Consider the following 21507-nt stretch of genomic DNA (forward strand, 5'->3'; position numbering starts at 1 on the left):
GGCTCAACCCAGTGCCGCTCGCTGTGCGCGCGCGAGCCACCCACGGAAGAGTCGCGCAATCGGCAGCGCCGGCACTCCGCCCAGTTCGTCCGGCGCTGCCACCGATAGGAGCCAAGCAGGCATAAACCGCAGCGTCCAGAGCGGCGCCGTTTTGCGCATGTGGGTTTCGAAGCCTTTCCACACCGCATCGTCGAGAACCGGAGCAAGCCGAGCCAGCAACTCCGACTCCTCGTCCTCGGTATGGGCGACGATCCGCGCGTGCACATCCGTCGTTATTCGCGCCAACTCCGCCGCCACGCCGCCATCGGTACCGAGCTCCCGCGCCACTCGGCTCCAGTCGGCCAAAAACTTATCCAGCTCTTCATGTTCGCCGGTCAGCAGCACAATCGCGCTCTCGTCGGCACCGAGGCTGCGCAGTCGCGGCCACAGGAACCCGTCTTCGCCCCCATGATGGTGAACGATCAGCGTGTGCACCCGGTCGATGTAACCGCTGAGCGCGGCGGCACGCGCCGTGTTCGGAGACTCCGCCAAACGCGAAGCAGCCCCGGCGATCCGGGGAAGATCGTTGACCATCGCGCGGTGGGCCAACAGCATTGTCTGATGGCCGCTGGGCAAGCCGGAAAATGACGGACTCATTAACAGCTCCTGAGGAGTTCGGGTATTGCCGACAAACTCTCGCTTCGACGCTTGCCGAATTACATTCAGTAATCCGATATTTCGAGACTCCGATATGCGTGCTCCGCGCGATTGTCGTTGTGCGCGACACTAATCCATCCCCTCCAGCGACGACCGCAGGACCTTCCCACTAACGGGAATACCGCCACGACGTCGGCGCCGGTGTAGCTTCGGGCCCATGAAGATCGACGAGAAAAAACTCTCCGACATTCCCGGTCTGGTGCGGGGAGAACAGATCGGCGTGGGCGAGGTGATGGCCCGCTGTGCCGATGTCCTTCAAGGCGAGTACACCTACGAAGATTTCTACCGGAACTATTGCACCGTCCACGGCTATATCGACTGCCCGCCTCGAGACGTCTTCGATTACCTGGCAAATATTCATAGCCTGTCGGAATGGAGCTACAGCACACGCGATTTCGAACCGACCGATTTGCCGAATATTTACCAGGGCGTCGATACACTCGGCGTCGACACCAAGATCTTCATGAAGGTCGTCTCCAACACCGAGGCACTCACCGTCGACTATCACTGCGCGTGGGACCAGGGCGACGACCTCTGGATGATCTACTTGATGCGAGTGGTCCCCGCCGAATTGGTGCTCAATCGCCCCGGCTCCGTGGTCACGTGGACAAACTGCCGGCATCCCTACTACGGCGAAAACCCCTATCCCACAACAGCGCCAGCGAACCGCGCCGAGTGGGTCGGTGACATGTGGGGAATCTTCGGACCGGGCCACGGCGTCGAACTGGACAACCTCAAGGCCATTCTCGAGTATCGGCATGCCAATCAACTACCCGTCGGCCCGCACCCGCTCGACAGCTGACCATCTCACCTGAGTTGGTGCGCATCGCTCATGTGGCATAGGGATCGGATAGTCGGTATGAATGACTGGCGCGTGGCCGAATATCTCGTGCGGGGATGCGCCGAACTGGGAGTTCGGCACATTTTCGGTGTGGACGGCGCGAATATCGAGGACGTTTACGATGCCGCGGCCTACCACGCCGCAGGCAGCGACACGAGAGTTCACGGCGTGGTGGCCAAACACGAGTTCTCCGCCGCGACAATGGCCGACGGGTATGCGCGCGCCACCGGCGGTGTGGGCGTAGTGGTCGCGACATCCGGCGGTGGCGCAATGAATCTGGTTGCCGGACTGGCGGAATCGTTCGCATCGCAGATACCGGTACTCGCTCTGATTGGGCAGCCTCCTCGAGATCTAGAAGGCAAAGGCGCCTTCCAGGACACCAGCGGCAAGGCAGGCAGCATCGATGCGGCGGCACTGTTCAGTACGGTGTCACGCTATTGCGCACGCGTGGAGCATGCGACGGACCTGCCACAGCAGTTCGCGACCGCGGTCGAGGCCGCGCTAGGCGGTGGACCGGCGGTTCTCTTGCTGCCCAAGGATGTACAGCGCTCCCCCATCAAGACACGGACAGTGCGCCGGAACCTGCCGTCGCGCACGATCGGAGACCCGGCAGACTTGGCCGCCGTCGGCACCGCGCTGAAAACAGCGCGAACCACCGGCAAGACTCTGGTGATCGCGGGTAACCAGGTCGCGCGAGACGATGCGCGGGAGGCGTTGCGCGACCTGGCGGTCGCCCTGGATGCCGCAGTCGGAGTGACACCGGACGCCAAGGACGTCTACGGCCCGCGAGATCCGGGATACTGCGGAATCGCGGGCACAATGGGTCATCCGGAACTGCTCGATGTCGCACGGGCGACCACCCTTTGCCTGCTAGTGGGCACCCGATTACCCGCGACAGCGCAGATTCCGCTCGGCAATATCCCGCTGGCCGCCATCGGCGGGCAGCCGCCCTACCTGCCCGCCCTCTACGCGCCCAGCTCGAATCTGGCCGTCTCACTACCGGAACTCACCGCGTTAGTGCGAGAAGGTGGAAGCGATGCAACCTCTTCCGAGAACACTCTCCACGCCGGAATCCCGGTCACTGCGATGCGGTTGCGGCCGCCAGCAGCGAACGGGCCGGGACTTCACTATCGGGAAGTGATGGAGACCATTTCGGAGCTGTTGCCCGCGAGCTGTGCGGTCTTCGCGGACGCAGGCAATACGGGTGCGGCGGCTGTCCACCACCTCGAACTACCGGTAAATGGCAGGTTCGGACTGGCGCTGGGCATGGGCGGTATGGGCTACAGCTTCGGCGCCGCGATCGGCTCGGCGTTCGCCAACCCTCGCCCGACCTACGTCATCGCCGGCGACGGCTCATTCTTGATGCACGGCATGGAAGTACACACCGCGATCGAGCACGCTCTACCGATCACCTTCGTGATCCTCAATAACAACGCGCACGCCATGTGCGTGATCCGGGACCGCCTGTACTGCCAAAACCACGACGACCGCAACCGCTTCCACCGCGCGATGCTCGCCGAAGGAATGGCGGCGATGTTCCCCGGACTGCCCTGCCACGCGGTACGCGATACAGATGAATTGCGCGCCGCACTATCCAGCCCCGTCGAGAGCGGCCCCCGATTCATCGCGATCGATTGCGATCCCGACGAGATGCCCCCGTTCACACCGTTTCTCGCCGCCCTTGACTTACTGAACCCGTTGCTACAGTTACCCTTTCACTAAAAGCTCGGGCGCTGCACACCGTCGACAAGCAATTCTGCATGTAAGCACGTCCAGATCCCGTTGCCGAGAGTGATCATCACCAGCGGGCACGCGCCCCCCAATGAGTCTGCACGCCAATACAATTGGCGTGCAGACTGATCACAGCATGGAGACCTGCTGGCGCACTACCTGGTTCCGAAACTCGCGGAGTCGTTAGTTCGCGACCGGCGGCCGCGGTGAGTATCGAGTGTCATGTAAACGCTTCTTCCAGCAGGGGTTACACCGTGCCTGGTGCCGGTCATGGGCTGTCGCTGGTTTGCCTGCCGGGAGGCACACGGTGGGTGATCGGATCCGCAAGGGGTCCATCCCCAGCACTGGTAAGTCGACCTCTGCAAGCCATACTGACGACCGTTGGCATGATCCATCCTTCGGCCCCGGAGCTGAGCGAAATCTGACATCTGGGGGACCGCTATGGGCGATTCGCTTCGGGTAGACGAGGATCCACTGCGGGCGTTGACATCCAGGCTCACTGCGATCGCGGCCGAGGCATCGACTGCTGCGCAGCAGCTACAGTCCGCACTCGCCGAGAACGGTCAGCCGTGGGGCAAAGACAGCATCGGCCAGACTTTTGCAGGCACGTATGTGTCCGCCGAGCAGCAGACCGTGAGCGACTTCCACCAGGTTGCCGCAGGCCTCGGCGACGAGGGTGGCAATCTACTCGGACTCCTGGACGCCCTGCAGAACCAAGATCAGCTGGGGGGCCGGGTTCTGGCGGCGGTGCAGCCGATCTCCCCGCCGTCGGCCACCCTCGCTCCGCCATCAGCGGTCGCTCCCGCCGATACACCATCAAACAATGCCGAGCTCCAGCCTGATTCGCGGGTACCAAGGGCGACGGAACTTACCGCACGAGCCGATCCGGGGACGGCGCTCGTCGGCGTTGCGAAATCTCCTACCCCTGTCGTTGTCGTCGGCGACGAGAATCCGGGAGTCGACTCCACGCAGGGATCGTCACCGACGAGCGCGGATACGCCTGTGAATTCCATGCTGCCCTCGAATTCCATCCGGGCCGCGGATACGGGACCACCCGGCGGGACAACTGCGGCATCGGTCGAAAATGCGGCCACGGAAGCGTCGGTGAGCATGCGCGCCGCCACTCCGACGCTAAACGGCGGCGGTCGTGATCTCGGTCGCGAGGCCGGCACACGCGCGCTATCTGACTCCGGCCCGCTGACCACGCCCTGGACACGGCTGCGTCCGGCGGGGGGCGGAGTATCCGCTCCACAGGAATCCGGTCGCGGTGTCCCGCCGCGACCGCAAGCCCGGCCGATCGGCCGTAAGCCAGCGAAAAAAGATGTCGCGCAACCAGATCGGGGTCCTCGGGACACTCTGTCGATGCAACTGGCCCGGGAGTTGGCGCGAAAATACGGGCTCGAGGTGCTCGGGTTCAGTAGCCCGGGACTAGACGAGCAGGCAGTGGCCGAGTTCGCTGCGGCGATCGATGACATGCTCACCCGGCATCCGGTCCTCATTCTGACCTCAATAGCCATCTCTGAACTACCCGAGGATGAGCTGGCCCGCAGTTTCACCGAGGAGTCCGGTGACGGCATATCGGGAATGCACGTGGTATTGAGCCTGGCCACCGCCCGTGATCGTAGTCTCGCCGCTGAATGGATCGCGACGGAACGGCAAGCCGGGAAATGGCCCGTCGCGATCGAACTACCGCCTGTCTACGCGCTGGTAGTACATGAACTCGGATATGCCATGGATGCCGTCGGTGGCCATCGGGCCCGTGCGACCGTGCAGGAGATGCCGATCTCCGAGCGCTCGGGGAGATCCGGCAACCCCGCTGCGGCCGTGGCCGCTGCTTTCGCCGAGGTCGAGTTGATGGGAGACGCAGCCAAACCGCAGTCGAAAGCCCTGCATCGGGTGCTGCTAGAGGCTGCAGACAGCGCTCACTCGTCGAATGAATCCCACTAATGGTGCAGTTATCGTCGATCGGCACTAGGTGGTGCCGATGACACTGCGGATTCCTCCGGAGGTGCCAAGCTCATTGGTCAGCCTGGTGGCGGGGCCTTTCCCGGTCGGCGACGAAGATGCGCTGCGGCGGCGCGCGACGGCGCTGCGCGAAGTTGCGAAGGTGTGCTCGGAGCTGGCTGATCAGCATGTCGTGGCGGTCTCGGAACTCGCCGACGTGGCGACAGGCAACACCGCCGCAGCGCTGACGGAACTGGGCAAGACCAACACAGCGAATCTGCACAGCTTGACCGACCAGTGCACGAGCCTCGCGAAACAGTGCGACGATGCCGCGAACTCGATCGAATACGCCAAGCAGGTGATCATCGTCACCCTGGTTATCCTCGCCGCCCAACTCGTCTGGGACGCCCTGACCTTCTTCGCCGGGGGTGCCGCCGACGCACCGGTGGAACGGTTGGCCGCAGAGGCGGAGATCCGAGCGGCCGCCGACGCGGCGGCCACCGCGGTCGCCGAGGACGCCGCAGCCGCGGTCGCGGAGCGGGCGGCCATCCGCACTATTGCGAAAACCGTTGTCTCGGGAGCAGTCTGGGGTGGCGCGCCGGTTCTCGTGGCCGATCTGTGGATGGATGCCGATCATCACGGCAACGGGATCAACTGGACCGATGTCGGCGAGGCAGCCCTCGCCGGGGCCGGAGGCGGCGTCGCCGGCAGCCTCGTTGGCGCCAAACTCGGGCAGGGATTCGGCCACATCCTCGGCGATCGTAGATCCCTGCCCGGCCAATACTTCCAACATCTCGGGGCAGGCATGGCCGGTGCGCTCGGAGGCGGCGCGGCTGGCGGCCTCGTTGGCGGCGCGATCACAATAATCGCCGGCAACGCGATCGCCGCAGCGCACGGCCAGTCGGTGAATCTGTTCCACGGCCTGGGCCTCGACACCCTCATGCAGGGGGTCGAGGCCGGTATTGGAGGCGGATTGCTGGGTGGCGCCTCCGAGGCGCTGCGCACAGGCCGGGAACCCCACAATGGCGCCCAGTCGACGCCCGAGCCATCCGGCGAACCGCCCGGGTCGTCGGTGGTTCGGAACGGGGATGTTCATGTGCCGGACGACCGCACCCGAAACGGTGTAGAGCCGGCATCAGACTCCGGCAGGCCGGAGCAGTCGCTGGGCAAGGTCGACGACCCGGTGCCGCAGCCGCCGCCTGATACGACACCGCGGCATCAGGCGGCGGTACCCGATATACGGCCGGTCCGCGTCGACGAGGCAGCGCGGACCAGTCACACGGTCGTGGGTAGGAGCGCCCCGGACGCCGAGCGCCCGCCGGCGCAAGTCCAAGCTCGCGTTGTCGAACCAGTCCGGTCCGAAGTACCCCGGCGTCCGGTCGAACAGGTGCAGCGGCCGGCCAAAACGGCCGAGATCGGTAGCTGGTCGCCTCGCACAGCACCGACTCCGGAGTCGGCGGCCCAGCGCGAGGGCCAACTGCCGAAGGCCGCGTACCAGAAGCCGGATCAGAATCCGGTGGAGTCTCCTGGATACCAGGTATCCGTTGATGCCACTCGGGACCGGCCTGCTCCGGGTGTCGCGGAGCACTTGCCGCTCCCAGCCACCAAGACTGCTCCCGTCCAAGTCACTGCTGAACCGCAGCCCGCGTCGCGTCACCCCGAGCAGGCGTCGGCGGTGGAGAAGCCGCCGGCCGAAATCGAGAAGCCGCCGGCCATCACCGAGGAGGCCGCACCGTCCGCCGGTAACGAATGGAAATCTGTCGTCGCCCCGGCGCAACTGGTCAGGCACATCGAGCACGGCGGTGAGCACGGCCGTAGCCAGGACGTCGCCCAAGGCCGTCGGGGCCTTCGCCAGGTGTCGCCGGTCGGCGACCTCCGGCGCCCGGGCGGCGCGAACCGGCCGGGCGAGGTCGCTCCGAAGGGACGCGAAGGAGCATTGTTCCAGCGAGGTCGGGGCGAGCACGGCCCGGGTCACGCACCCGAAATGGTCGCCCCGCGGGCGCCGGATCACCACCGGCCGGTGGCCGCCGACGCCAGCCCCTGGACGCCTGGACAGCCTCCTGCGGGCGGGCGCCCTGCCGGGGGCGGCGGCGATGACTTTCGTGGCGGTGGCGGTGGCGGTTTCGATCGGCCGAGCGCGGCGGGCGACCAGGGCGGCGAGGTCGAGATCCGGTTCGGGAACGCGTCGGTCCGCATTCCCCGTGGCGGTGAGGTTCGCCTGGGACGTGCCGATTCACCTCTGTCCGAACACTTCTCGTCGTATCCGACCGTGTCTCGTGGTCACGCGACCCTCGGCGTGGATGAGAGCGGGCGAGTGTGGGTCCGGGACGAAGGATCGTCGAACGGCACGTTCATCAACGGCAGGCGACTCGGCCATGGCGAAGAATCGACGCTGCACCAGAGCGACCGGGTGCGGCTCGGCAGTGACTACGAGACGAACGTCGAGATCACACACCCTGATCTCCCGGATGGGCCGGTCACCTCCCCTGAGGCGCAGCCGGTCGTACTTCGCCTGTCCGGTCCGGATGGTTCGCTGCCGCTTCGGCTGGCGCCCGGTGAGGAGATCAGAGTCGGACGGGACGACCTGGGTGGGTTGACGTCCGATCCAGGTCTGGTCCAGCAGATTTCGCGCAACCATGCCACGATCGGCATGGACCGTCAGCGGCGGATCTGGATTCGGGACGATGCCTCCACCAACGGGGCCTGGGTCAGCGATCGAAGGATCGAGCCGGGAGAGAAGGTGTTCCTCGATAATGGCGATCGAGTGAAGTTCGGGCAGGGGCTGGAAGCCGGGGTACGACTGGAACCTGAGCGCCCGACACCTTCAGACCCGGTTGCGGAGCCCGACCGGGGCGGGCATCCCGCGGTCGTTGGTCCGGCAGTGGACGAAATCCCTGCGCCGCCACTGCATCCGGACGTCGCAGCACGTGCGGTCGCCGACTTCCCATCGGTATTCGACCAGCCCCGAACGCTCGACAACTTGCATGAGAATCTACGGCCAGATACCAGCTTCGACAATCTGATGGCGGTTCGCGAACATTCCTATCGCAGCAATGGAGTGGAACCGCCGGCGCTGTCCAGGGAGAATCTGGATTCTTTCCTCGCCGATATCTGGAACCGGCGCAGTGATCCGAAGCTCAAGATCTATGACGCATACAGCGGTACCGTGCGAGGATCGGTACCGGACCCGACGGGATATATCAAGGATCTGGTAGACATGATTCCAGAACGCGCTGACGGATATCCGCGCGGAGCGCTTGCACAGCACAGCTCGGGGTACATACTGCTTACGCCCGATAACTATCTGACTATCGATCCGGATGATTTAAAATTCGTTCGCTATTCCCGAGAAGGCGATAGTCAGATCGACATCCGATATCGCGTCTACGTAAACGCACACCAAATGGCGGCTCCGGATTTGATGAAGGGCATCGTTCATCAAATCGTGCAGGATTCTGACCGATTTCCCGGCGTCAGCTTGGCCAAGATTTCTGGTCCGACCAGCATGCGAGCGGACGGCGTGGTCATCTATGTGAGCGACATCGAATCGGCGGGACGTGTAGTCGATTGGCTGAAAGATTACCAGCAACGAAATCCCGACTCGTTCGAATGGCCGGTCCCTGCAATGACCAATCAGGCTGCACCGGGTATTTCTGTCGGAGCCGAACCCGAAGAGAGCATGGGGCGAGTGAGCTTCGGATCGGTCCGATCGGGCATAATCTCCGAACAACTCCACTCGGCTCAGAGTTTCGCCGAATTCCAAGACGCAGTACTTCGTGGATTCGATCGAAACGGCATCGATTCTTTGCGGCCCCATCGCAATACGGAACGACTATGAGCGAAATTATAAAGAAAGGGAAGAAATTGTGGACTATTTCCAGGAGGATCGCGACTTGGCAATTGATTTTCTCTCTGGACATATCACGCCGGAACGAGATCCCATCATCTTCCGGGATGATGTGCTCATACTCGCCATCTTCCGGATGGACAACCGGGACCCAGCTTGGCTGTTCGCACAGATTGCGAATCCGAGGTGGCCGCGAGAGCTACGTGAACAGCTGGCCGTGATGATGCCGTCGCATCGTGGCGAAGCACTGGCACTGTTGACCGACGACGACTGACCAGAGAGCTCGTTCCGGGACGTGGCGCCGTAGCTGCTGAGGACGTAGCCATCCAGCCTTCCGAGTCACCAGTCAGACCCCGACACGGTCGGCTTCTAATGCGCACAGCACGCCCATGTCTCCTACCGGCACCGCGATTTGTCGACGCCAGCGGTTATCGTGTCTGTATGGCCGCCCCACATCACGATCCCGCGCACCAACTGGTGCCTGCGGCAGAGCCGGAAGCGTTGCGCGCCGCCCTGCCGCCGCCGCTGCGCGAGGAGTTCGACAGTGAGTGGGAGTCGGTGCTGGAGGACGCGAAGAAGTCCCACACCCTCGTCGATATCCACGCACTGCTGAACAAGTGGCAGCACACTGCGGCGATGGAGTTCCGGGATCCGGGCTCATATCAGCGGATGCTGGACAAGGCCGCACGAATCCTCGAGCAGGGCGGAAACCCCCACGGGGGCACCCTCGAGGACATGCTCGCCCACATCGAACGCCGGCGCCGAGCCCTCTGACCCCTTGTATCGCATAGTCCCGGACCCGGAAACCTTCGACCAGGTCGCGGCCCTCCCCACCGATGCCCTCGATGGCTATCTCGAGGTTCTCACCACCCTGCAGGTCATACCGTGGAACGGCCGACCGCAGCACAAGGACAACCCGGACGGCGCCGTCCGTCATTGGTTATTCGCCGGGTCGGGCCAGGTCTTGTATTTGATCGACGAACCGCGCCGTGAGGTGCACATACTGCTTGTTCAGTGGCTCGGCTGATAGACCCCCATGCTGGAGCCGTGTTCGATGCGGCCCCGCATCAGGGCGGCGCCGCAGATCGGCGAAAAGGCGAGAAGATCGTCTCGTCAATGCCTCGTAGCGCATGTGCGGGTCCCGATCTACGTCAGGTGGCGGACAATTTCGAGACCCAGGACATCACTCTGGCGCAGTTCATTCGGAACGAACGCGCCTAGCTTCAGTCTCGGTCGGCGGTGGACCCGATGGGTGGCCCGTCGCGACCGACCTCTCTGCGGCCTCGAAAGCCGCAGCGTAGGGACCTGATTCGGCATAGCCGGACGTGTTCCCATCGTTGGCGATATGAGAAGTCGTGGTCGAGCAATAATTGACCGTGACCACGATACCGAGTGCTGACGGCAGGTAGTTGACATGTCGAACGAGAACCAGACGTTTGCGATCGATCAGCATGAACTGCAGCATCACAGCGACCTGCAGCACCAGCGGTCCGCCGAACTCAGTCAGGCAGCAGTCGCGCCGGTCGAACACTTGAACAATCTGCACAAAGAATTAGGGGTTGCCGGCGCGGCCGGCACACAAGCCTTGGTGGACTATCACGTGACCTATCGCCAGGCGAAGTTGAACGATCACGCGGCCACACGGGGCAAGATAGGCCAATCCTTGAGCGACTTGATACCGACCTTTCATGGAACGGATCAGGAGACCGGCCGCGTGATCAACGCTGCCGGTGATATTCGGCCGGTGAGCCAATGACCAAAACTCCTGACGATCCGATAGGCAGCCAGAGCTTACAGCTTGCGGCACCGCTGGTCGGCGGTGCCGCACCGTCCGGCTCCGTGGTGTCGCCGAATGGTTTGTATACCGCTGAAGCCGACTCGGCGGCCGCTCCTGGTGCTTATAAGATTCTCGGGCCAGACGGCAAGCCGACGGGCCTTGGCCTACTCGCGCCGCTAGCGGCCTCGGGTGGGCACATCGCTCTCGACAACGACGGCAAACTCACCGAATATGCGACCGCGGGCACGACGAATAACACTGTGCAGTCTATTGCATCCACGACAGCGAAACCCCCGCCAGGCACCATAGTCAACACGAATGTACCGGGACTGGTGCAGAACGCTATCAATGACCTGCAGAGTCTGACACAGAATATACTCGGTCATTTCGGGTCGAAGAAGGCGACGGTGGTCTTACCAAATCCACTGACGGCGGCATTTTACGCCCCTTTGGACAGAAGCTCAGGCCAATTCATCGACGCGTATAATGCGAAGCTGGTTTCGATTTCCGCTCAGGAAGCAATAGTTCCCACTAGCGACGAAATTGCAGTCGCGGCGTCTGCAAATATGGCAGAGGCAAACGCCAAATACTCCAACGCCATCACCGGTGCGATCACCAACCTTAATACATCTTTGCGCCAGCTGCTGCCGCCGGATCCAAACTCCGGCGAAAAATTAGACACCTCCAATACGGACACAATTCTGGCGTGTGTTACCGCGGCGATGGACACTGTGTCTCAGAGCTATCAGGGTTACATGGCGGAAGTAAAGGTCCATGCGAATAACCTAGCGAACAGTTATACCGTCAAGTCCGGCGACAACCTCAGCACGATCGCCGCCGCGCACGGTGAGACCTGGGAGCAGCTGTACGGGAGCAACAGCAAGGTCGTCGGAGCCAACCCGAACGATATCCAACCGGGGGAAAGATTAGCCCTTCAGCCACCTCCGGCCGCACCTCCGGCCGCACCTCCAGCCACACCCCCGGCCGCACCTCCAGCCACACCCCCGGCCGCACCTCCAGCCAAGCCTCCGGCCAAGCCTCCGGCGAAGACCGATATCTACGGCGCGGTTTTGCCGTCCCTGGCCCCGGCCAAGCCTCCGACGAAAACCGCTGCTCCAGCCCCCGTCCCCGACAGCGGTGTGCTGGGCTGGCTTTGAGCGCTATCTACGGCGCGGTTTCGGCGTGAATTTCGGCGTGGTGAGCGGCCCCTGTGGGTGAGCATGGTGAGCGCGAGGAGTGCGCTCATGGTGAAGCAGTCCGGGGTCGAGTTGTACGCGGCGATCCGCGATCTTCGTGCGGGCATGGCCCGGTTGGCGATCCAACGTAAGTACGGCGTGGCCGCCGCGCAAGCGGTATCCGATGCGCGATTCCAAACTCGATCCCTACAAGCGGGTGATCGAGGAGATCCTGCGGGGCGATCTGGACGCGCCGGCCAAGCAGCGTCACACCGCGACCCGGATCTACCACCGCCTGCTGGAGGAGCACGCCATGATCGAGGCGTCCTATGACTTGGTGAGACGCTATGTCGCGCAGCGCAAACCGCAAATTCGGGTCGGCGCCGGACGCGCGCCTCGCGCAGGTGTTCATCGGGCAATTGCACCAATCGGGCATGGAGGCCGAGGCCGATTTCGGTGAGGTCATGGTGCGTTGCCGCGGAGAGCTGGCGAAGTGGTTCCTGTTCTCGCTGCGAATGTCCTACTCCGGCAAGGCCGTTCACCGAATCTCGACCGCCAGCACGATGTGCTGGCCTGAGAACCTGGCGTTTGCTGACGAAGACGAACTCGTGTTGGTGACATATCGAGCGTTAGCGCGCCATTCGCTCGTAAGCGCGCGGTCGGGCCGCTTCGAGTGGTCTTGAAGTAGCGTGGCCAGCGCCGTCAATAGTGCGCGCGCACGGAAGGACCGAGGAGGTGAATTACCGGTCCAATAGCGTGTTCAGTGCGGAATACCCCTGTTGACGCAAGTAGGGCCCAATCACCCTGTCCAGCAGACATTCATCGAGCCGGCGGCAGGCAATCTGATCATAGAGAGCATCGGCCAGATACCGCGTGCGCAGGTAGTCCGATGATTGCGGCTCGAGCGTTCGGCAACCCGGAAAGTGCATCGTCCATAAGCCGCCGCGTGGAATACCGGCCCAGTGTTTGCGTTCTGCGGTGCTCAGTGTCGGCGGTACCATCAGGTCGTGGTCGATGGCCAGCAAAGGCCGGGGGCCGACGAACGACATTCGACCACGAAGGATCGAGAGAACCTGCGGAAGTTCATCCAGCGAGAGCGAGCGGGCAAAACCCGCGACCGTACTTGCTCGCGCCGCAGACTCGCGTGTACTCGGCTGCAACGGTTCACCTTTCGGCAAGGTACGAAATTTGCGGATCGTGATCGTCTCCCCATTCGTAGCAAGTCGCTGCTGCTCGATAATCAGGTCCGATACGACGTCGCCCGCCATCAACCACCTCTCACCGTGCAACGCGGTTGCGAGAACCGCGGACAGCAACGCGTAGGCCGGTGCGCGCCTGGCAACCCGCGAGATCTCCCAGCGTCGCCGCTCCCCGCTCGTGATCCACGCACGACCCACCAGCTCGCCAGGCTCAGCCCGAGGCAGCTCGGCGATGTATTGAAACCCGTTGTGGGATAGCAATTCCCGTTCGAGCTCGGCGGGGTTTGGCGTGCTGTACCCCTCCGCTCGCCAGCCGCCAAACGAGGTCTCTCCACTGTCGAAGTTCTGCGCGGCCAACTTCTCGGCACCCAATTTGTCGATCCTGCCCGACTTGTCGATCACACGCGCGATCTCTCTGGCGGCGCTGTGCTGAACCTCGGCCAAGGTTTCCGCACCCGCCCGCACCGCATGCATCAATTTCGGCACGATCGTTCGAAGGAGCCTCCACGATTCCACTTCGCAGCTCACGACACTTTCCGGAAGACGCTGTGTGGCAAGACAATCCCCTACTCGCGATATGCATCGAGCAACGAGGCCTCCCGTGTCGGCGTTCCTTCAGCTCACCGATCCCAGTACAGCCTGCTCAGAAGAACCGAGTCCGGCGCGATGGATGTTCTCGCTGCCGATAGCATCACCTGCGCGCTCGCAGCCCTGGAGAGCTGAAGTGCCTGCGCGGGCACTTCCATCCAACAGTAGTCGGACGTCTCGGTTCACGAATTCCCTCGACTGAGAAGGGCTTTGCGGTCTCAGCCGATGCTCTATTGATCGGGCTCGATGAGTGCGATGACCCGGCCCTCGCCAAGCGAGTAGGGGTCGAGCAGCATCCGGATCTCCCCCAGTTCTCCACGTTCAACACCTCAGGATTCGACACAGTTGCCTCCAGCGCCGAACCCCCACCCCGACAGTAGAAGACGATCCAGCCCAACGACAGACCACGCTCGGAAACCACAGCTCGACCTGTCACCGGAGTGGTCCCCTCGGTTGAGAAGCTCGCTCGATGTCCACAGTGACGCGTGTCTGTAGGGTCGAAACCGTGACTGGGTCAGAAGGATCGGAGATCAGACTGCCAGTGCAGTTCGGGCGACGCTTCCGGATGTATGCCTACTCACCGTCGTTCGCCCGCCTGTTTCTGCACTCCGACCCCTCGGATCAAGCAGCTGATACTGATGAGTACTGCCGTTTCATCGAACTGGTATTCCACGGTGTCCTGGACCTGAAGCTGCCCGTATACATGGGAGCGTTGACCATCCGTCGGCCTGTCGTTGATGAGGTTGTCCGCATCCGCGAAGACATCGCCAGGGATGTAGATCCCGGTGAGATCTTCGTGTTGCAACATGATGGCCACCGGTCTACCCACGAAAACGCTGCCGATGGGTATGTCGTGGCGCAGATGGCGTATTTCACGCGATCACAAACCTTGGTGAACATCGACAGATTGATGGATCCCCTGGACGATTCTCTCGAATTCGTGACGATCGTCGATTGAATCGCCACCTAGCTCACTGATGCTCACAGATACATCGGTCCCTGCAGAAGAGCTACACCCATGTCGTATCGGTGGAATCTGACGCCATCTGCGAGCGGGGCCGGCACGCACTCAATTGCCGATTTCATTGGGTCGTGTTTGATCTCCCCAGCTATGCATGGCGATCGACCTTTCGATCCTGGGAGGTCGTGGTCGACAGCGCGCGGGGCCGCCAGTTGAATCTAGGCATGATGCGCGTCCGGTTCGAGTTGGCGCCCCTCAAGATGGTTGTTCCGTGGGGGGAGAGTCGCTGCCTGCATTGGTTCGGGCTCACCCAAGGGAAGTACTGCTTGGAGGTTGGTGGTGTCGAGCTGCTGAGATATGCAGAGCGGAAAGCGAATTCGATAGCCGATGGCAGCGCTGCCGCAACATCTTGGGTGGATTACTACGTGGTGCGGTTGTGGGAGGATCTGCTCACTGTTTTGCCTCCGGCTCTCGAGCCGGTACCGGATGATTTGGCGAAATTCTTCGCTGCTGAACCCGAGAGATGGGTCGATACCAGCGACCCATCTCTCCTCGATGATCCCGCGATCGACGCTGCCTCGGAGGCATACAGCCTGCGGTGGACCGACAGCTCATATCTGCGATTCGGACCCGCGTTTCGGTGGTGGCGCACTCTCCGCCCCGAGGACACGGTCACCGTGGTGTGGCGGTTCACACCCGATCCCGACGGTGAGATCACGTTCTCTGCGCCGCTGTCGGGCCGGAGGACGGTCAGCACCCAGGAATTCGTTGCTGCCGTAGCCGATTTCGACCACCGACTGCTGCAAGCCATGCAGGAGCGGGTGGACCACCTGGCTGTGGTCGGCTCCAGTCCAGGGATCGAGCTCGATATCCCCGGACTGATCCGGGAGCAGGCGCAACGCCGCACTTGGTTGCCGCGTGCGTTGGCGCGACACGAGGACACCGACTGGGCCGTCGTGCGTGCAGGCGCGGCGATCCTGGCTCCCCATCTGGCGTGAACGCACGGAACTAGCCGCATAGCGCTCGGTTCGAAACGGCCACAGCTGGATGTCGAGAAGGACCGTGACCGTCGAATATCAGAACAGTGTGTCGCGCATTCGTAGGGGCCCGATAGCCGGTCGGTCCGAGCTGGGCCAACTCGGCGTCGATGTCGACCTGCCGAGTCGCGTCCCGAGAAGCGCGCCTTCACTCTCGACGAGTTGCAGATGTTCTTCGACTACGCCGACGAACAGGTGACCCGGGCCCGTAACTACGGCCGCAAGGGCTGGCTGCCTCCTCGGACTTCCGGACCTCGACGTTGCGGAGGGCCCTCGGTGACACACTGAGCGCGGCGCTGGGCGATCCCGCTGAGAAGGAGACGATGAAACGGCAGATCAGCGGAATTGATCGCCACCAAGGCCGAGAACGCCGCCGCCCGCAAGACCGCCATCGACGACGGGGTGGTCAACCTCAGCGCACGCAGGCCCACACGAGCCCGCCTGCGCCCTGAACCGTGACCGAGCCGGACCGTCAGGTCACCAGCGAACAGGATTGCGCACGTTGCCGTCGAAGTTTCCGGACCGTTCGCTGGGTCCGCCGACCCTGGCCGGAAGGGTATCTGTGCTCCACCTGCCACACCTGGGCACTGGAAACCTACGGCCTGTGCTCCGGCTACGGCGCAGAGCGCATGACCCCCGGGCGGGCACCCGACAGGAGGCCGCTCTGCGTCGACAGCGCCGGCATCGCGGGCGACTACCGTTGCGGCCGTTGTGGTTCCGAAGCCCGGCACCAACTGCGGAATCTCTGCGCACGCTGCGTCCTGTCCGACAGGCTTCACGGCCTGATCGACGACGGCACCGGGCAGATCCGACCCGAGTTGAGGCCCTTCTTCGACGGTGTCCGCGCGATGACCCGGCCACGCAGCGGATTGACCTGGACCGCCAAACCTCATGTCCAACAACTCCTCCGCACACTGGCGGATCCGGACACACCACCGGCAGGGTTTACGCGACAGTTGATTCCGCGAGGTCACCAGTGTCGACCCTCCTCGAGTAGTGTCGACAACGCTGTCAATAGTGAGCACGCATGGAGGGTTCGATGTGGGAGCGGCCTTACTACCAATGCTGACTCGATCTCACCGCACTGAACGACTAATAGCGATAGATCACTGAATCATCGGCCGGTGATGTCCCGCTCGATTCCTTCCAACAGCCAGCGGAGTCCCCGTTCGAAACTCTCGTCGTTGCCGGGGAGTTCGGTCGGGTTGTGCTGCAGGAGCTTCGTGAGCCGCCGGTAGCCATTGGCGACGGCCGCGTCGCGCATGTAGGCGCCGGCGGCGGAGCCGAGTCCGAATGCCTCTTGCGAATAGGTCAGGGTTTCGCGGAGGACGAACCCGGTGGTGTACTGGTCAACCGCCTTCACGATCTGAATTGTCACCGCCGGTGAGGAGTCCAGGCCGTCCAGGGCTTTGAGCGATTGTTCGCTGTGCAGCATTGCATTCGGCCCGATCGTGCGGCGCTTGCCGAAGAGTTCGATGGCCCAGGGATGCTGTTTGATCATGGCGCGTTCGCGCCGGGCCACTCGCGTGATCGACTCACGCCAGTCCTCGGTGAGGTCGTCGTCGCTGAGCACGATCTTGCCGGCAAGCGCGTCGGCGATCAGGTCCAACAGATCGTCCTTGGAGTCGATGTGGGTGTAGAGGGCCATCGGACCCACACCCAGCCGTGACGCCACTCGGCGCATGGACACCGCCTCGAACCCCTCCTCGTCGGCGATATTCATTGCGGCAGTGACGATGTCGTCTCTGGTCACCGTGGGTCGCCGCTGCGGTTTCGGGCGCGCCCAGATGGGTGTGCCAGTGTGCGCGTCTTTGCCGGGATTCTGCAGGTCCACGGCCCGCAGTCTACTGCATACAGCGTATCGCTTGACAGAACAGCGTATTGTTATCCATACACCGTATCGTTAAGGGATATAGGAAGCGCTGCAATGACATCTCCTCAGACAACATCAACCGACTTCGACCCAGCCTTGCGCAGACTCGTGATCGTGGTGCTCCTCGGCGCGATCATGACAATCCTGGACACCACGATCACCAGTGTTGCCGTCAATACACTTGGCGCCCAGTTCAATACGTCACTGTCATCGATCCAGTGGGTGCTGACCGGTTATACGCTGGCGCTGTCAATGAGCATCCCGTTGTCGGGATGGGCGATCACACGGTTCGGTCCCAAGACGATGTGGATCACCTCGCTGTTGCTGTTCATCACCGGGTCGGTGTTGTGCGGGATGTCTTGGAACGTCGCCAGTCTCATCGTGTTTCGGCTGCTACAGGGTTTCGGCGCCGGAATGATCCTGCCGATCGGCCAGACCATGCTGGCGCGCGCGGCCGGCCCAGCAAGAATGCGCCGAGTCATGAGCGCGGTGGCGGTTCCCGCAATGCTTGCCCCGGTACTCGGTCCCGTCGTCGGCGGATTGATTCTCGGCCACCTCTCATGGCGCTGGATGTTCTACATCAACGTTCCACTCTGTGCCGTCGCCGTCGCTGCCGCGATCCGGCTATTGCCGCGCGACTCGATCCGCGACCGTGGAAGCAAGCTCGACGCACTCGGACTGGCGCTGCTGTCACCGGGTTTGGGTGCGCTCGTGTACGGCACCGCACAGGCGGGTGGCGGTGCGAGCCTGACCGATGCCCGAGTCGTCGCAAGCGTGCTGGCGGGTGTTGCGCTCGTCGCCTGCTACGTCCTGCATGCCGCACGTAAGGGCACAGCGGCGTTGATCGATGTCCGACTGCTGCGGAATCGGAACTTCGCTGCGATCAACGCAATAGTGTTCCTCTACATCGGGGCACTGTCCGGTTTGATGGCATTGCTGCCGCTGTATTTGCAAACCGTCAATGCCGAAACCCCACTGCGGTCAGGGATTATGGTGGCGCCGCTGGGGTTGGGCGCGATGACGACCATGGCGATCACCGGCAAAGTGACCGACAAACTCTCACCACGGCTACTCATTCTCAGCGGCCTGCCGGTGGTTCTGATCGGAATTCTGGGCCTGACCCAGATCGGCCCCGACACCAGCACGGCCTTGCTGGTGGCAATGCTGTTCGTGATCGGACTCGGACACGGCATGATCATGCCGCCAGCCATGGGGGCCAGCTACCAGACTCTGCAGCACTCCGAAATCCCCGCGGCCACAACGGTTACCAATGTCGGCGTTCGCACAGCGAGTTCCTTCGGCGTCGCGGCACTGTTCGTGCTGTTGCAGCGCAATTTCGAACATCAGTCGCCCGCGACGGCCGGTGGTGTGGCGATGCCCGCGGGGCATGCTCCAACGGCTGACATCGCCCGGTCGCTGACCCACGCGTTCACCCAGACCTATTGGTGGGCGCTGGTTATCGCTGCTGTCGCGATAGTGCCCGCACTGATGTTGCAGCGCAGGTCAGCACTGGCACCGGTCCCGACCGCAGCGCACAATGAGTCCATCGGCCCACGATCCGCAGTCGGCTCTTCCTCACATCGCGAAACCTAGCCCGGACCACCGCACGGCCTTCGCATCCGAGACCGCCCAGGATATTTCGCGCACTCGCGCGCTGCGAGTGCGCGCTACCCGTGACCCTCACGCCGCCGGTTACTGACCCCGGAAAACGGTGCGGTCCACACTTCGTCGTCGGACGGATTCCTCACGCGCACAGTGCATTCCACGGTCCCGCCGGAGCGGGACCGATAGCGGGACCGATCACCAGCTCATCCAGAGAGAATTTGAGGCCTGTATCAGACGCGGCACCCCCTTCCACGACACCAGACTGATGTTGAGCGAAACCCTGGAATACCAGTCCGAGTACTACCCACACGCCGTGGCCAGACCCGGAGTGCTGTACGGCGACGCGCTGTGGGAGTTCTACTCTTTGGTCGCGCAGAACAGCACCGACGCGCACTGAGGTCAGAGCAGGTCCTAGTGCTGCCTGGATCCGCGCGGGCGCAGCCGTTGTTGTTCCTGCTGTGATCACGGGCCAGGGTCCGAGCCCCTGGCCCGTCTCCCGCTCTCCGGTCAGGCGGAGTGCGGGAGGTTCCGCAACGCCTGGATCGCCTCGTCGACGGTAATCGTCTGCCGCTCTGGGTGCTCGGTTGCCTCGATCTGGTGATCGACCCATGCCCGCAACAGGCTGGACACGTCGGTGCCGCCTCGGCGACCGGCACACTCACCCGATCCAGCTGTGCCAGCGGGCTTATCACCTCCGCGCGGCGCACCGCCACCTGCCGGTCCGTCTCCTGTGTGGTCAGCACACCACGATCCGACAGCGACGAATCCCCGGCCATCCCCACACCCCCGTGCGGAAGACGAGTACGAGCCAAAACAACGGTACTGAAGGCGAGTTCGAGACACGCCGATGTTCGAAGACCCCTTCAATCAGAAGCGAATCCGCACGTCAGCACTGAACACGACTTCGAACAATCACATCAGTGCGCGCACCCGGGGGTCACCACTGGTGTTGTAAACCGATCGTTTTCCGACAACCATGATCCGACGCGGAGATGCTCCCGAACCCCGCGACTACATCATCGCCGGCCCGGAGCCGCCTCACCATCAATGAGAAGTGCCACCGAAGCGGGCACAACTAACGTGGCTTGTCGCTGACTGCGAGAGGACCACCATGGACATTCATCCCGATGTAGCCGTATTGCTCGATCTTGTACCAGCAGATTTTGCGGGCGGCGAGCGAATCGACTGGACGGCAGCCGAAGCTTTGCTCGGCACCAGGCTTCCGAGCGACTACAAGGCACTGCTGGACACCTACGGCGTAGGCGACATCGGAGAGCTCGTCATTCTGCCTCCATTGCCGAGTGACGTGCGTGGGTGGGAGGAGACTCACATCGGCAGCCATACGACCGGTTTGCGCCGGCTCTGGGACAGCGACGGAGGTGTCTCCGGCGTGACGCTGGGTGCTGATGCCGTGCTGCCCTGGGGCACAGGAATGAACGCCAACGAGATGGCTTGGCTCATGAACGACCCCGAACCGGACAAGTGGCCAGTCGTAGCCTGGCGGCGGCACTTCTCGTGGGGCGAGTCGCCGTGGGCCCTGTTCGAGTGCGGCATGGTCCAGTTCATCACCCGAATGATGCTGGGCCGGTTCGATGCCTGCCCACTGGGCCATGCGTCGCTCTGGAACCGGACAGACACCTTCGTCAGCTGGCGCGAGCAACGTCGACGGCTTCTGGCCGGCCTGGACCCGCAAACCGGCGAACCCGATCCCTACGCCGACATGTATCCCATCACCGAGGACTGGCCCTGAGCGGGAGGGGTCGCTTCGGTGTCTCAGTGCCGGTCGTCGAGGGTTCGCCGGAGTTCGTTGTTGATGCGTTGGGCCTCGGTGAGCTGATCCTCGAGGATCACGAGGCGGCACGCGCCTTCGAGGGAATTGCCGTCATCGACCAGTTGGCGTACTCGTGCGGCGATCCGCAGCTGATACCGCGAATAGCGGCGTTGCCCGCCCGCCGAGCGTTGCGGGGCAAGGAGTTTCACCGCGCAGGAATGCTTGGGTGACATCGAGGAGTTCGGCGGCGCGTCCCATGCTGCAGGCGGGGAAGTCCTCATCGTCGAGCCGGTCGCCGGGGTTGAGACCGTCGGCGGAAGTCATCTCGGATCGCTGCACGGCACCTCGGGGTGGGTAGGACGAGAACGACCGCACCGGCCCCGCGATCGCTGCGGCGACCTGCGGAAACGACTGCCAACGCATCCGTCGCCGCTCGCCAGACACGGTCACGAACTCCACCTC

Annotated in this window: 17 protein-coding genes and 4 pseudogenes; 17 read left to right on the forward strand and 4 right to left on the reverse strand. The window is 63.1% G+C overall.

Annotation, left to right across the window (positions count from 1 at the left end; genetic code table 11):
• Positions 1-3 precede the first annotated feature (3 nt).
• The gene (locus tag OG326_RS42695; RefSeq protein ID WP_327146863.1) at positions 4-636 is read right to left on the reverse strand and encodes a hemerythrin domain-containing protein; all 633 of its coding nucleotides are present in this window, start codon (positions 634-636) and stop codon (positions 4-6) included.
• 217 nt (positions 637-853) lie between these two features.
• On the opposite strand from OG326_RS42695, the gene OG326_RS42700 reads away from it, so the two are divergent.
• The 11 genes and pseudogenes from OG326_RS42700 to OG326_RS42750 all read left to right on the forward strand — a co-directional run bounded on the left by OG326_RS42700 (position 854) and on the right by OG326_RS42750 (position 12694).
• A complete protein-coding gene (locus OG326_RS42700) occupies positions 854-1498 on the forward strand; it encodes an SRPBCC family protein (RefSeq protein WP_327146864.1) in 645 nt (214 codons plus the stop codon).
• A 57-nt stretch (positions 1499-1555) separates the two neighbouring features.
• Positions 1556-3259, forward strand: a complete 1704-nt coding sequence (locus OG326_RS42705) for a thiamine pyrophosphate-binding protein (RefSeq protein ID WP_327146865.1) — start codon at positions 1556-1558, stop codon at positions 3257-3259.
• Between the two features lie 1113 nt (positions 3260-4372).
• A complete protein-coding gene (locus OG326_RS42710; protein ID WP_327146866.1) occupies positions 4373-5215 on the forward strand; it encodes a hypothetical protein in 843 nt (280 codons plus the stop codon).
• Positions 5216-5252: 37 nt separating this feature from the next.
• Positions 5253-5606 (forward strand): annotated as a pseudogene (locus tag OG326_RS43145) (WXG100-like domain-containing protein); the annotation flags it as partial.
• Between the two features lie 213 nt (positions 5607-5819).
• Positions 5820-9050 carry an FHA domain-containing protein gene (locus OG326_RS42720; RefSeq protein ID WP_327146868.1) on the forward strand — a complete coding sequence of 1077 codons (3231 nt, stop codon included), beginning with the start codon at positions 5820-5822 and terminating at the stop codon, positions 9048-9050.
• Between the two features lie 28 nt (positions 9051-9078).
• Positions 9079-9333: a hypothetical protein gene (locus tag OG326_RS42725; protein WP_327146869.1), complete on the forward strand. Its 255-nt coding sequence runs from the start codon at positions 9079-9081 to the stop codon at positions 9331-9333.
• Positions 9334-9500: 167 nt separating this feature from the next.
• Positions 9501-9833: a DUF6247 family protein gene (locus tag OG326_RS42730; RefSeq protein WP_327146870.1), complete on the forward strand. Its 333-nt coding sequence runs from the start codon at positions 9501-9503 to the stop codon at positions 9831-9833.
• Positions 9834-9837: 4 nt separating this feature from the next.
• Positions 9838-10086, forward strand: coding sequence for a hypothetical protein (locus OG326_RS42735; protein ID WP_327146871.1), 249 nt, complete (start codon positions 9838-9840; stop codon positions 10084-10086).
• Between the two features lie 387 nt (positions 10087-10473).
• Positions 10474-10815, forward strand: coding sequence for a hypothetical protein (locus tag OG326_RS42740; RefSeq protein WP_327146872.1), 342 nt, complete (start codon positions 10474-10476; stop codon positions 10813-10815).
• Positions 10812-11993 carry a LysM peptidoglycan-binding domain-containing protein gene (locus OG326_RS42745; RefSeq protein WP_327146873.1) on the forward strand — a complete coding sequence of 394 codons (1182 nt, stop codon included), beginning with the start codon at positions 10812-10814 and terminating at the stop codon, positions 11991-11993. Before OG326_RS42740 ends, OG326_RS42745 begins: the two co-directional genes overlap by 4 nt.
• A 365-nt stretch (positions 11994-12358) precedes the next feature.
• The gene (locus OG326_RS42750; protein ID WP_327147034.1) at positions 12359-12694 is read left to right on the forward strand and encodes a hypothetical protein; all 336 of its coding nucleotides are present in this window, start codon (positions 12359-12361) and stop codon (positions 12692-12694) included.
• A 336-nt stretch (positions 12695-13030) separates the two neighbouring features.
• Here the strand turns inward: OG326_RS42750 and OG326_RS42755 are convergent.
• Positions 13031-13684 (reverse strand): annotated as a pseudogene (locus OG326_RS42755) (sugar transferase); the annotation flags it as partial.
• A 619-nt stretch (positions 13685-14303) separates the two neighbouring features.
• On the opposite strand from OG326_RS42755, the gene OG326_RS42760 reads away from it, so the two are divergent.
• The 3 genes and pseudogenes from OG326_RS42760 to OG326_RS42770 all read left to right on the forward strand — a co-directional run.
• Entirely contained in the window at positions 14304-14756 is a 453-nt protein-coding gene (locus OG326_RS42760) for a hypothetical protein (protein ID WP_327146874.1), read from the forward strand.
• Between the two features lie 188 nt (positions 14757-14944).
• Positions 14945-15757: a DUF5984 family protein gene (locus OG326_RS42765; RefSeq protein ID WP_327146875.1), complete on the forward strand. Its 813-nt coding sequence runs from the start codon at positions 14945-14947 to the stop codon at positions 15755-15757.
• Positions 15758-15916: 159 nt separating this feature from the next.
• Positions 15917-16033 (forward strand): annotated as a pseudogene (locus tag OG326_RS42770) (site-specific integrase); the annotation flags it as partial.
• 877 nt (positions 16034-16910) lie between these two features.
• On the opposite strand, the gene OG326_RS42775 reads toward OG326_RS42770, so the two are convergent.
• Positions 16911-17630, reverse strand: a complete 720-nt coding sequence (locus OG326_RS42775) for a TetR/AcrR family transcriptional regulator (protein WP_327146876.1) — start codon at positions 17628-17630, stop codon at positions 16911-16913.
• Here OG326_RS42775 and OG326_RS42780 point away from each other — a divergent pair.
• The 3 genes from OG326_RS42780 (at position 17598) to OG326_RS42790 (ending at position 21024) form a co-directional block, all read left to right on the forward strand.
• Positions 17598-19262: an MDR family MFS transporter gene (locus tag OG326_RS42780; protein ID WP_327146877.1), complete on the forward strand. Its 1665-nt coding sequence runs from the start codon at positions 17598-17600 to the stop codon at positions 19260-19262. The two genes, OG326_RS42775 and OG326_RS42780, sit on opposite strands and share 33 nt — an antisense overlap.
• A gap of 277 nt (positions 19263-19539) precedes the next feature.
• Positions 19540-19671, forward strand: coding sequence for a hypothetical protein (locus OG326_RS42785; RefSeq protein WP_327146878.1), 132 nt, complete (start codon positions 19540-19542; stop codon positions 19669-19671).
• 714 nt (positions 19672-20385) lie between these two features.
• Entirely contained in the window at positions 20386-21024 is a 639-nt protein-coding gene (locus OG326_RS42790; RefSeq protein WP_327146879.1) for a hypothetical protein, read from the forward strand.
• A 23-nt stretch (positions 21025-21047) separates the two neighbouring features.
• On the opposite strand, the pseudogene OG326_RS42795 reads toward OG326_RS42790, so the two are convergent.
• Positions 21048-21369: pseudogene (locus tag OG326_RS42795) on the reverse strand (helix-turn-helix domain-containing protein).
• Between the last annotated feature and the right edge of the window lie 138 nt (positions 21370-21507).

Origin of the sequence: Nocardia sp. NBC_01327 (assembly GCF_035958815.1) — a bacterium.
Taxonomy (GTDB): domain Bacteria; phylum Actinomycetota; class Actinomycetes; order Mycobacteriales; family Mycobacteriaceae; genus Nocardia.